11 protein-coding genes are annotated in these 12,106 nt (G+C 70.7%); 3 read left to right on the top strand and 8 right to left on the bottom strand.

Annotated features, from left to right (window positions below):
- Nucleotides 1–10 precede the first annotated feature (10 nt).
- The 8 genes from OG912_RS35045 to OG912_RS35080 form a co-directional block, all read right to left on the bottom strand.
- On the bottom strand, nt 11–1,390 hold the full coding sequence (locus OG912_RS35045; protein WP_327712831.1) for an MFS transporter: 1,380 nt from the start codon (nt 1,388–1,390) through the stop codon (nt 11–13).
- Nucleotides 1,387–2,301, bottom strand: coding sequence for a DUF6895 family protein (locus OG912_RS35050; RefSeq protein ID WP_327712832.1), 915 nt, complete (start codon nt 2,299–2,301; stop codon nt 1,387–1,389). Before OG912_RS35050 ends, OG912_RS35045 begins: the two co-directional genes overlap by 4 nt.
- 2 nt (nt 2,302–2,303) lie before the next feature.
- On the bottom strand, nt 2,304–3,491 hold the full coding sequence (locus OG912_RS35055; protein ID WP_327712833.1) for a radical SAM protein: 1,188 nt from the start codon (nt 3,489–3,491) through the stop codon (nt 2,304–2,306).
- The gene (locus tag OG912_RS35060; RefSeq protein WP_327712834.1) at nt 3,488–4,450 is read right to left on the bottom strand and encodes a DUF6895 family protein; all 963 of its coding nucleotides are present in this window, start codon (nt 4,448–4,450) and stop codon (nt 3,488–3,490) included. Before OG912_RS35060 ends, OG912_RS35055 begins: the two co-directional genes overlap by 4 nt.
- Nucleotides 4,425–5,621, bottom strand: a complete 1,197-nt coding sequence (locus tag OG912_RS35065) for a glycosyltransferase (protein WP_327712835.1) — start codon at nt 5,619–5,621, stop codon at nt 4,425–4,427. Before OG912_RS35065 ends, OG912_RS35060 begins: the two co-directional genes overlap by 26 nt.
- A gap of 296 nt (nt 5,622–5,917) precedes the next feature.
- Nucleotides 5,918–6,046 (bottom strand): hypothetical protein, encoded by a 129-nt coding sequence (locus OG912_RS35070; RefSeq protein ID WP_261991564.1) that lies wholly within the window; start codon nt 6,044–6,046, stop codon nt 5,918–5,920.
- Nucleotides 6,047–6,274: 228 nt separating this feature from the next.
- Nucleotides 6,275–7,234, bottom strand: coding sequence for an aldo/keto reductase (locus OG912_RS35075; RefSeq protein ID WP_327712836.1), 960 nt, complete (start codon nt 7,232–7,234; stop codon nt 6,275–6,277).
- Nucleotides 7,231–9,174: a hypothetical protein gene (locus tag OG912_RS35080; protein ID WP_327712837.1), complete on the bottom strand. Its 1,944-nt coding sequence runs from the start codon at nt 9,172–9,174 to the stop codon at nt 7,231–7,233. The genes OG912_RS35075 and OG912_RS35080 overlap by 4 nt, the downstream gene beginning before the upstream one ends.
- 110 nt (nt 9,175–9,284) lie before the next feature.
- Here OG912_RS35080 and OG912_RS35085 point away from each other — a divergent pair, with 110 nt between their 5' ends.
- The 3 genes from OG912_RS35085 to OG912_RS35095 all read left to right on the top strand — a co-directional run bounded on the left by OG912_RS35085 (nt 9,285) and on the right by OG912_RS35095 (nt 12,069).
- On the top strand, nt 9,285–10,124 hold the full coding sequence (locus tag OG912_RS35085; RefSeq protein WP_327712838.1) for an amidohydrolase family protein: 840 nt from the start codon (nt 9,285–9,287) through the stop codon (nt 10,122–10,124).
- Nucleotides 10,125–10,246: 122 nt separating this feature from the next.
- Nucleotides 10,247–11,233 (top strand): acetylxylan esterase, encoded by a 987-nt coding sequence (locus tag OG912_RS35090; protein WP_327712839.1) that lies wholly within the window; start codon nt 10,247–10,249, stop codon nt 11,231–11,233.
- 68 nt (nt 11,234–11,301) lie between these two features.
- A complete protein-coding gene (locus OG912_RS35095) occupies nt 11,302–12,069 on the top strand; it encodes a GntR family transcriptional regulator (protein ID WP_327712840.1) in 768 nt (255 codons plus the stop codon).
- The last annotated feature ends 37 nt before the right edge of the window (nt 12,070–12,106 follow it).

Here is a 12,106-nt window from a genome sequence, read left to right on the forward strand (position 1 = left end):
CGCCCTCTGGTCACTGGGCGCTCCCTCGAGGAGCGGCGGGCAGCGACTCGTCCGGTGCGGCGGCCGGCTCGGGGCCGGCCTCCCCGGAGGCGTCCCCGCGCGGGAGAGCGGTCCAGGCGTAGACGCCGGACAGGACGACGAGCGCGCCGGACATCGCGAAGACAGTATCGACGGGGCCGAACCGGATACCGGCGAAGGAGCCCCCGACGTCCCGCAACGCGGAGCTGGCGAGCCAGCCGGACAGCACGGCGGAGAGCATCGACGCCAGCCGTGTCACCGGGTAGAACACGGAAACCACGCGGCCCCGGTACTCGGCAGGCGCGGCGTCGAGCAGGAGCGGCGCCATCGCCGTGTTCAGCATGGTGAGTGGAACGGTGAAGACGAAGAGCAGGACGACGCCTCCGACGAATCCGGTCTGCCGGGAGTAGACGAACAGCAGGAGGCCGCTCACGATCAGGCCCGCCCAGGTGGTGCGGCTCGCCCCGATCCACTGCACCACACGCCCGGCGCACAGCGCGCCGACGATGCCGCCCAGCCCCATGGCCGTGCCGATGTAGCCGTAGAGGTGGACGGGCATATGGAGGTTGTCGGTCGCGAAGAAGATGTTCAGGGTGCTCAGGGCGCCGGTCCCGAACTGGCCGATGACGGCGAGCACGGTCAGCGCGACCAGGAATCTACTGCGCCGGAAGAAGCGGATGCCCGCCGTGAACTCCCTCAGCAGGCTGCTGGGTTGAGAGGTGGATCCGCTGTCGGGCTTTCCGGCTCCGGCCACTTGGCGGTCCGCCCCGATGGAGCGGATCACGACATACGACACCGCGTACGACAGTGCGTTGAGGAGCAGCGCCCACTGGAGGCCGGCGGTGAGGAGCAGCGGCGCGGCCAGGGGCGGCCCGATGATCCAGGCGGTCTGGGCGGTGGCCTGGGCGATGCCGGCCGCCCGCGCACGGTCGGCCTCCCCGGTCACCAGATCACCGATGACCGAGAAGCGTGCCGGGGTGAAGAACTGGCTTGTCGCGTTGAGCGTCAGGACGGTCGCGTAGACGATCGCCAGCCAGACCCCGACCGGGAGGGCGTCGAGCGGCAGGAAGGACAAGGCGGTCAGCACGGCCACCAGCCCGCCGCGGACCGCCTCGGTGCGGAGCATCGTGCGGCGCTTGTCCCAGCGGTCGACGAACACGCCCGCGAGCGGACCGATGATCAGGACGGAGATGCCCGTCGCCAGCAGGATGCCACTGACCGCCATCGGTGCCCAGCTCTGGTCCTTCGCCAGCACGGTGGCCACCCACAGCACCAGGGTGGTGCTGAAGACGGCGTCCCCGACGGACGAGACCGCCTGCCCGAACCAGAGCCGGGTGTAGTCGCGGTTGATGAGTACCAGACGTGGTGTCATGACGCCCTCTCCGACGAGACGATCAGGGCCATCAGGGCGGTTACCAGGGTCGTGTGGTAAGCCTTGCTGAAGAAATCCGCAGCCGTGTCCGATCCCGACGCCCTGAGTGCGGCCGACCGGCCGGGTATCGAGCCGTCGGGCAGTTGGGCCCGTGCGAGGCACTCCGCGGCCGCGGCTCCCGAAGGTGTACGCAGCGGATCGGTGCCCAGGATGAACTCCGTGAGGAGGAGCTCTGCGGCCAGGTCCCACCGGTCATGCGCGACGCAGTGGTCCAGCATGCGGCGGACCAGGTCCCGTGCGTGCGCCGTGACGTCGCCGGTCAGCCCGGGGTCGGTCCGGCCGAAGTCGCTGAGATAGAAGGCGGTGTGCGTCAGGGCGTACGCCTGCGGGGCCGCGAGCGGCTCCGTGTGCCCGGGTTCCGCGGCTTCCGGCTCAGGGGCCGGGTGCGCGACGAGCGGGCTGAGCGGGACGAGGCCGGCGTACGGCTCGATCCCGTGGCGGACACCGGCCTTGTCCGCGTAGTAGCGGATCTCGATGCGCTGGTACGCGGACTTCCCGTGCGGCGAGAGGAAGCCGGGGCTCAGCCGCATCGGCGTGCCGTCGATCCCGGCGGGGGCGAGTGCCGTGTAGATCAGCCAGTACGAGGACGCGTGCCCGGGGTGGACGTCGAAGAGGTCCGGGAAGTCCGGACGCTGCCAGAGTGCCCGGACCAGGTCGGCAGCCCCCGCCAGCGAGCCGGGGGCGCTGTCCAGACGTGCCGCGCAGTGGCAGAGCAGCGCCAGTTCCAGTGCCGCCTTCGCCTTTGTGTGCGTTGCCGACGGGGCGCTCGACGAGTACGGGTCGAAGTGGTCCAGGCTTCCCCCCAGCCAGTCGAGCGCGCCGTCGGAGAGCCGGTCGAGTGGGGAGGCCATGGCTACAGGCGCCCCGTCTCGTCCAGGTGGTCGAGGAGTGCCGTGTCGACGGTGTCGCGGAACTCCGCGATGGCCCGTGCGCCCTCGTCGTAGCGGTAGAGATCCTCACAGGCGATCCAGCGGTCGTCGGCCTTCGCGCCGGACACGTATCCGTCGGCGACCGTGCCGACTTCCCAGTCGGACTTGCCCGCTGTCTCCCAGCAGCTGGAGAGGGTCCCGTCCGCACTGACCACCGCCCCGTAGCGTCCGCCGGAGTGACCGCAGGTGGTGCAGGGCCGGCGGGCACCGGGGCGGGTCACGGTGAAGCCGAGGCCGAGAGCCCGGCGCTGCCACCGGACGAAGGCGGCCGAGAGCTCGCCCGTGCGCAGGTCGTTGGCGTATCCGATGCCGACGTCGCCGACCCGGGCGAAGTACAGCGTGCACCGGGCGGGGTCGAGCGCGGCAGCGAGCCGGTCGATCAGGCTGTCGATCCCGTGGATGTTCTCCTGGGAGACGTTGACCCGCAGGGTCCACCGGACCGGTGCGGCCTCGGAGGCCCCGACGATGTTGCCGATGATCGTGTCGAAGGTCCCGCCGCCGTCCGCCCTGCCGGTCCGGATCCGGTCGTGGTCGGGGCGGTCGCCGTCGAAGGTGACCTGGACGGAGTCGAGTCCGAGTTCGGTGAGCTGCCGCGCCAGCCGCGGGGTGAGCAGCGTGGCGTTGGAGATCATCCAGGCCGACGTCTGCCCGATGTCCGCGGCCCGCTCCAGCAGTTCCAGACAGCCGCGCGGGTTGAGCAGGGGCTCTCCGCCGAAAAGGAGGATCCTCAGCCTCTCCAGGTCGGCGGCGGCCATCTGCCGTCGGGTGAAGTCGAGGACCGAGGTGATCGTCTTCGAGGTGAGCCGGCTCCGGGCGATCCGGGGCGGGCGTCCGCCGCCCGCCGGGTCCTGGGCGGTGTTCTGGAAGCAGTATCCGCAGCCCAGGTTGCAATGGGTGCTGGTGAGGACGGTCAGCGAGTAGGAACGGACCGGACTGGCGGCGAACAGTCCCTTCTCGTCCAGCCAGCGCTCCGTCTCGGGCAGCAGCGCCCCTTCGGCGGTGAGGTGCCGGGAGCCGAGGCGGGCGATGCCCCCGGCACCTAGGAACCACCAGTTCCGCTTGCCTCGCAGGAGGCGCTCGCCCCCGGTACGGGTCACTTGGTCAAGGCTCATCGCACACTCCCCATCACTGATGCGCCCGCTGTCGGAAGCCCGCCGGATCGGCCACCGAAGACGATGAGCATCGCCAGGGCCGTTCCGAGGGTCGACTGATAGGCACGCCTGAAGAACGCCACGGGCGCCGCGGTCGGCGCGGCCCGCTCGGTCACGGATTTCCCCGGTATCGCACCGTCGGGCGACAGCGCATCCGCCAGCATCCGGATGCCGGCCGCCCCCGAAGGCGTCGTCAGCGGATCGGCGCCCAGGCAGTACTGGGCGAGCACGAGCTTCGCGGTGAAATCCCACGCCCCCTGCCGTACGCAGTGCTCCGTGAGGCTTTCCACGACGCGCACCGCCCGCTTCCGTTCGCCGTTGGTCAGCCCGGGATCACGGAACCCGAACTCGCTGAGGTGGAAGACGGTGTGCGTGATCTCGCAGACGTCCAGCTCCGCCACCCGCAGCGCGGAGGCCCGAGCCAGCAGGCTGTCCGCGTACAGCTCCCGGTAGGAGGCCAACCGGTGTTCGACGCCCGCCAGATCGGCGTAGAACCGGGTCTCCAGGTGGAGGTACGGAGACTTCCGGCGCGGTGCCAGAAATCCGTCGGCCTCCAGCCGGACCGGCGCGACGCGGTGCGCGTCCGAAACGGCCCCGGCCGGCGCCAGTGCCGCGTACATCAGCTGGAACTGCCGCGCGTACCTCGGGTCGGCGGTGACCAGACGGGGAAAGTCGGAACGCTTCCAGGCGCGTTCCACCACCGCGGCCGGCGCGGGGAGGCAGACGTCCGTCGGCGCGATCCTGCCCCAGAAACGGCAGAGCAGCGCGAGTTGCAGCAGCGCCTTCACATGCGGGGTCGTCGGCAGCTCGGCATGGGCGGCCGGGGAACCGAGGTAGTCGGCGTGACGCCCCACCCATTGCCGTGTGCCCACGGACAGACGTTTCGCGGCCTCCTCAAGGCCGGCTGGTCGCGTATCCATGATCCTCCTTCGGTGTGGTGGAGGCCTGGGCCGTCCGCTCCACGATGTCGGCCGCGCGGGCCGCGCCGTCCATCGCGGCCAGTCGGCTGCCGAGGGCGCGCGCGCGGGTCCGCAGGCCCTCGTCCTCCCACACCGACTCCAACGGCGCGGACGGCTCCTCGGACGGGGCGTTCGGGATGTGCGCGGCCACACCGGCCCGCAGGCAGGCGCCCGCCAGCAGCGGCTGCTCGGCACCGTTGGGTGAGACCGCGAGGGGCCGTCCGCGCAGCAGGGCACCCAGGACCGGGGCGGAGGTGCCGTTGGTCAGCACCAGGCCGGCCAGGTCGATGAGCGGACCCATCCAGGGCTTGTGTACGAGGACGAGGTCGGCGTCCGGCGCGGGCTGCGGGTCCGTGGACCGGCCCTGCTCGACCACGGCCTGGAACCGGCCGCCGGTGAACGCCGCGTTGAGCAGGGGCCACAGGCTCCTGCCCCCGAAGAAGCGGCCCATGTGTACATAGACCACGGGTTTGCCGGACCGTTCCAGGTGGTCCTTGACCCATCCGACCTCGGCCGGGTCGGCGGCCGGTTCCCAGACCAGCGGTCCCACGTGACGTACCCGCTCGGGCAGTTCGGCGCCCGGGTGCTCCAGCGCCGGGTCGCCGCGGAGCAGCAACGCGTCACCGAGCAGCGGGCTGCCCTCCCAGCGACAGGCGCGTGCGGCCTCACCCGCCTGCTCCCGCACCTCGGCGTACAGGCGCAGCCCTTCGCCGGTGCGGCTCTTCCGGGTCCTGCCCAGCTGCGGTTCCCCGTCTCCACCTGACCGGTAGTCCCACAGATGGGCCGAGAGGCCGACCACCACCACGGGAATGTCCAGCACCTCGGCGGCGAGCAGGGCCCCGTTGCACAGGACGGAGGTGACCAGCAGATCGGCTCCTGCCTCCCGGACAGCACGTACGGTCGCCAGGTACTGCACCTGACCGGTCGTTCCCCACCAGGCTGCCGAGAACGCCCGCAGGCCGCCGTAGTCCTCCGCCGCCATGAAGGGAAGTCCGGCCTCGGCGACGACGGGCGCGGCGGTCGAGCGGCCCAGGACACTGACGCGATGCCCCCGGCGCGTCAGCTCACGCCCGGCAGCGATCACCGGGTAGAGGTAGCCGCCGTCGCTGAGCGGGCAGAGAAGTATCCTCACGACGTCACCCGGCCGGGACAGCCGCGGTCAGGTGCCGTGAGGCCCGGCCGTCCGGTCAAGAGGACGAGGCACTCGGGGAGTTCGTGTACGCGGTCCTGCCGGACCGTGCGGGGGTGCCGGCGCTCTGCCGGAGTACGGGCGACGGAAGTCATTCGGCGCTCTCTCATGGCCAGGCCGGAGACGGGCGGGCCCCGGTGCCGTGGCCTCGGGGCTGACGCAGGCGCGGGCTGCCCGGTTCGCGGCATGAAGCCGGGATCCGAGTAGCCCGCCCCGCGCTCAGGACTCGATGGACCGGGTCAGAGTGCGCTGCTGCCGTTGACGATGCAGCCGGGTACCTCCGGCTCGAAACCGTCGTTCTCGGTGTGCGCGACGACCTCGGCCTCGGTGTCGTCCTGCTCCTGCTCCGGGTTCGTGTTCTCGGACATCCGGTCCTCCTTGATGGACGGCGACTGCTGCGCCGGCTGAGACAGAACGTACGAGCCCCCGGTATGGGAACGCCTGGACACAGGTTCGGCGTCGGTACACGCGTGGAGCCTGTGGGGTGAACTGCGATACAGGGGCCGTGGGTCAGGCCCGTCCACTCCTTCCCCCAGCCGGGACCTTTCCCCCGTACGACGCCGACGGTTCCGAACGAGCGTGCCAAGGGGCACGCCTCACCGCGCGACGCGCTCCTCCAGCAGCTGTCCGGGAACGAACCCGGCCCCCGCGAGCCGCTGCCAGAGTTCCTCCGGGACCGGGAAGCGGGCGGCCGCCGCGTTCGTCGTCACCTCGGCCGCCGAACGGCAGCCGAGGACGACCGAGTCGACGGCCGGATGCAGCAGCGGGAACTGGATCGCGGCGGCGTGGATCGGCACCTCGTAGGCGTCGCACAGCGCCCGGCACTGCCTGGCCCGCTCCACCATCTGAGCCGGAGCCGGACGGTAGTTGAACATGGCGTCGGGAGAAGGGTCGGCCAGCAGACCCGTGTTGAAGACACCGCCGACCACCACCGAGGTACCCGTCCTGGCGCACACGGGCAGCAGTGCGGTGAGCGCCTCGTGGTCGAGGAGGGTGAGGCGGCCCGCGATGAGCACGACATCGACCTCGAACTCCGCCACGTACGAAGCGAGCGGACCGCTGTGGTTCATGCCGAATCCGATGGCCTTGATCAGACCCTCGTCGCGCAGCCTGCGCACCGCCGGATAGGCCGTGCGGCGGATCTCGTCCGGGTAGTCGTCCGGGTCGTGCAGATACAGGATGTCGACGCTGGAGCGGCCCAGGCGGGTCAGGCTCGACTCCAGGGACTCCCGGATGCCGCGCTCGGTCCAGTCGGTGATCACCTCCCCGGGGGAGCCGTCCGGACGGGGGCGCAGCAGCCAGCCCGTCTTGGTGGAGATCACCGGGGCGGTGACCCCGGAGGGGCCGAGCAGCCGGCCGAGGCGCTGCTCGGCGAGGCCGTGTCCGTAGCGGGGCGCGGTGTCGAAGTACGTCATCCCGGCGGCGCCCGCCGCTTCGAGGGTCGCGGCGGCGTCCTCGTCGCTGACGTCCTCGAAGAGACCGCCCAGGGGCGCGGTGCCCAGACCGAGGCGGGGCAGGGTGAAGGGCAGCCGCTTCGGTGCCGGTCGGTTGTTCATACCGTCTCCCACGGTGAGGCGCAGGCCGCGCGGCCTGCGCGCAGGGTCATGGTCAGGGTCAGCCGGATCCGTGAGTTACCCGGGAGGCCGACGCGGCAGTACGGTCCGTCCACCGGCTGCTCGGGGCCGTCGTCACTGCGGACGGTGGCGACGTGGTGCTCGGCGAACGAACCCGCCTGCACCAGCAGGGAGCGTGCCGTGTCGCCCAGGTTGACCAGCTCCACGACCGTGTGGTCCGGGCTGATGTCGCAGACGAGTGCGGCGACGTCCGGCGGAAGGCCGGGGCGGCGGGCGTCCGCATCGTGGTAGCGCACGTGCAGGTTGACGAGGCCACCGTTGTAGAGGACCTGCGGGGAGCCGGTGGTCAGCTGCAACAGCGCCTCGGTCACCACGGGGTTGAGGTGCTGCCAGTGGTGGATGTCCAGCGCGTCCGGGCCGACCGCCGGGTCGACGGTGTCGCTCTCGATGGCCTCGACCCGCTCGGCGCAGCTCGCCAGGGCGCTGCGCAGCATCCGCTCGGGATACTGCGGGTTCCGCCCGTGCAGGAACTCGTACCAGGGCTCCTCGTGCCCGGCCTCGTCCTTGATGCGCTGGGTGTGCACGGCGGTCCAGTCCCAGTGGGATGCGGAGCGCAGCCGCTCGATCCGGTCCCGGTCCGCCTCGTCCCGGCTGAAGTGCCAGAGGCCGACCGGGAGTTGGCCGGGCATGACGGTGTAGTCGAACCAGCCGGAGTCGTTGTGCCGCTGGGGGACCATGAGTGTGCGCTCGGCCGTCATCGCGCGCAGGTGCGGCTCCCAGCGCTCGCCGAGCGTACCCATCTCGTCCGCGCCGCGCTGTTCGGCGTGGGACAGCACCGCGTCGAGGGGATTGCGGGCCAGGTCCAGGTAGCCGCGGTCCCCGGTGAGAAGCGTCGCGTTGGCCGCGCCGATGACGGTGGCGCTGCCGACGGGGGAGAGGCCGTGCGGCCAGGACCAACCGTAGTGGCCGCCGTACCAGCGGCCGTCCAGGTACTCGCCCACCACACCGTTCAGGCCCGCGTTGTCGGGTACGACGTCGCGGCCCGTGAGTCGCTCCTGCCACACGCCGACGTACTCGGCCACCCAGTCCGCGTAAGCCTGCTCACCGCTGAGGAGGAAGGCCTGGGTCGCGAGGCCGGTGGCGGCCAGATTCGCGATCGTGTCACCGCGGCCCATCCGGTCCCACATCGCACGGCCGTACGCGCGTGCACGCTCGGGGGACGAGGCCAGGTCGTCGAAGGACGCGAGGTCATCGACCCCGTCCAGCGGCATCCCGTACGGGCGCAGGGCCAGGCTCCACGGGAAATACGGCTCTTCGTCGCTGAAGCCGAATCGCGGACCCCCCGAACCGTTGTGCGGGGCGCGCACGACCCGGTGCACGGGGTCGTAGTTGGGGCCGCCCGGAAGGTAGAAATCGGCGAAGCGGAGCGCGAGTTCCTGCAGCTCCTTGTCGTCCGGGTCCGCGAGGCACAGGCCGTAGAAGAGGAGCAGACCCTCACCCTGGTGGAACCAGTCGTAGCCCCGCTCCAGGCCGCCGGAGAGCATGCCCATCTCGGTGAGCTGTGCGGTGACGCCGCTCCAGTGCCGCCGCGCGGCGGTCAGCAGATCCGCGCTGCCGCCCAGCAGGTACAGCGTCGGCCAGTTGAAGAACGGCTCGTAGAAGTCGTCCACGCCGTCCCGCCCGTCCAGCCCCTGGCCGAGGGTGTCACGGAAGACGAGGCGGCCGTCCCCCTCGGTGTAGCGGTCGGCGAAGAGTCGCCACGCCTTGTTCTGGACGGCGAACAACTGCCTTTCCAGCTCTGCCCATCGGGGGAGGTCGGTGACGCTCCGGGTCGCCGTCAGTAGTGGTCCGTGGGCCGCCGCCCCTGTGTGTGTGCCGGTCCGCTCAGGCCTGAGCATCGAGAACACCTGCTCCCTCGTCACGTAAGCATTGAATAATCGCCCATCGATAGCCGATGGTTAGACTCACCGGCGGGGAGCCGACGTGTCAATACTCGGGAGCTGCCCCGCACGCCCCGAGGAGGAGGCACACCGTGATCGACTGCCATGTTCACCTGTGGGATCCGGCGGAGGGATTCCCGTGGATCAGGCCCGGCAGTGAGCACCATCACACCTTCGGTGAGGACGACTTGGCGCAGTCGGGCGCGGGCCTGGACCTGGCCGGCGCGATCCTGGTCGAAGCGTCGCGCGGTGATGCGGGGGAGACGCACGCCTTGCGTGAACTGCGGCTGCGCCGCCCCGACCTGGTCGCCGGGTACGTGGCCAACCTGCACGTCCACGGAACCGACGGGCCCGACCCGTTCCGCGCCCTCCTGCACCGGTGGGGCGCCTCGGGGCCCAACGGGATGCGGCTCGGCGGCGCCTCGTGGACGGACACCCCTGAGCCGGCCCGCGCCCTCGTCCCCGTACTGGCAGAGGAGGGCCTGGTGCTCCAGCTCAACCTGCATCAGGGGGCGTTGACGGCGGCGGTCGACGTCGCCACTCGACACCCGGAGCTGACCGTTGTCGTCGACCACCTGGGCAACCCCCCTGACCTGCGCACGCCGGAGGCTGCGGAGTGGTACCGCGACATCGAGCGGGCCGCGGCGCGTGGACACGTGGTGGTGAAGGTCTCCGGGCTGCTCACCCAGCAGTACGGGAATCCGTCGCGGCGCGTCGCCCACATGGTGCGGCACGTGGTGGACACGCTCGGCCCCGACCGCTGCCTCATCGGCTCCGACTGGCCGATCTGCCTGCCGCGCGGTTCCCGGGCCGACTCGCTCGCGACATCCCGGCTCGGCCTGGCACACCTGACGGCCGATCAGCGTCAGAGCGTGCTGCACACGACCGCGGTCCGCGTGTACGGACTCGACGATGAACGTCGTCGTGGTTGACCGTCCGCGTGGTTGACAGTGCTCGAATGCCCCTGATTCGATTCCCTCGATGATCGATAGGCGATGATCAGCGACCGACTCCGCCTCGACGTGAGTCGGCCCCGACCTCCGCGGAGATGCGCATGGCACATTTCGACTTTCCCCTGGACGAGCTGGAGAGCTATCGCCCGGCTCTGCCCGAGCCGGACGACTTCGACGCCTTCTGGCAGCAGACACTTGCGCAGCAGGAGGGGTTCGGCCTCGCCGCGACGTTCGACCCGGTGCCCAACGGGCTGGCCACGATCGACACCTTCGACGTGACCTTCGCCGGGTACGGCGGCCATCCCGTGCGCGGCTGGTTCCATCTGCCGGTGACCCGCACCGGCCCGCTGCCGGTCGTCGTGGAGTTCCTGGGCTACGGCAGCGGCCGGGGAGCGCCGCACGAGATACGGCTGTGGGCCGACGCCGGCTACGCGCACTTCGTCATGGACACCCGCGGCCAGGGGGCCGACACCCCCGACCCCGACCCGGCGAGCGGCGACATCGCGGCGCCCGGCTTCCTCACCCGCGGCGTGCTGGACCCACTCCGTTACTACTACCGGCGTCTGTACACCGACGCGGTGCGTGCCGTCGCTGCGGCGCGCACGCACCCGGACGTCGACCCGGCCCGCGTCGTGGTCACGGGCACCAGCCAGGGCGGCGGCATCGCGCTCGCTGCCGCGGGCCTCGTCCCCGACCTCGTGGCGGCCATGCCGGACGTGCCGTTCCTGTGCCACTTCCCGCGCGCGACGACGATCACCGACATGCCGCCGTACGACGAGGTCACCAGGTTCGTGAAGCGGCACCGCGAGCACGCGGCCACGGTGGCCCGCACCATGGCCTACTTCGACGGTGCCACCCTGGCCCGGCGGGCGAATGCGCCGACGCTGTTCTCGGTCGGTCTGATGGACCGCATCTGCCCGCCCTCCACGGTGTACGCGGCGTTCAACCACTACGGCGCCCAGTGGGACGTCGATCAGTCCGACAAGCAGATACAGGTGTATCCCTTCAACGACCACGAGGGCGGCGGAACCGCCCATGAGGTAGTCAAATTGGAGTGGCTGGCCGATCAGCTGGAATCCTCGGTGTGACTCCATCGAGGGAAGACGGGCGCGTATTATGTCGCAACTGACGTGCCCCAGTGCAGGATTGGGAATTCATGGCATCAAATGCTTCCGGTGGATTCGTCTCCACGCTGGCCACCAACAAGGACCGGTTCCGCAAGACCCTGATCTCGGACCAGGTGTACGACCTGCTCCGCCAGGCCGTTGTCGAAGGGGATCTCGCGCCGAACGACCGCGTGGTCGAGTCGGAGATCGCGCGGCGGCTCGGCGTGAGCCAGGCCCCGGTGCGCGAGGCGGTCAAGAGGCTTGCCCGTGAGGGCCTGTTCACGCACGTGCCGCGACGCGGCCACTTCGTCGTCGAGGTCTCCTCGCGGGACGCGGAGTACGCCCGTCAGGTGCGTGAGCCACTGGAGAGCCTTGCCGCGCAGCTTGCCGCGGAGCACATCACGGAGGAGCAGCTCGCCGAGCTCGACGCGCAGGTCGAGCGGATGCACGAGGCGGTCGCCACGAACGACGTCAGTACCTTCCGCGACGCCGACATCGAGTTCCACAGCCTGGTCAGCCAGTTCGCGGGAAATCCGTTCCTCGCCCGTATGTGGGAGGTCATCGAGCCGAGTCTGCGCACTCTTCGCGCCATCTCCGACCCGCTCTTCGACGGTGACAGGGGTGCGATGGCGGACGAACACGGGCGTCTGGTCGCACTGTTGAGGACAAGGGAACCCGGTAAGGCGGCCCAGGCGTTCGCCGACCACGCCGCCGGCCGGGGGCCCGTTCCCGATACGCGGGAGACGAAGCCGCCGCGCAAGAAGGCCGCCGCGACGAAGCGGACCACGTCCGGGAAGACCGCGCCGAAGTCGAATTGACCAGACGGTAATGGGCCCGACCCGGAGTATCCGGGTC

This window comes from Streptomyces sp. NBC_00464 (assembly GCF_036013915.1).
GTDB lineage: Bacteria > Actinomycetota > Actinomycetes > Streptomycetales > Streptomycetaceae > Streptomyces.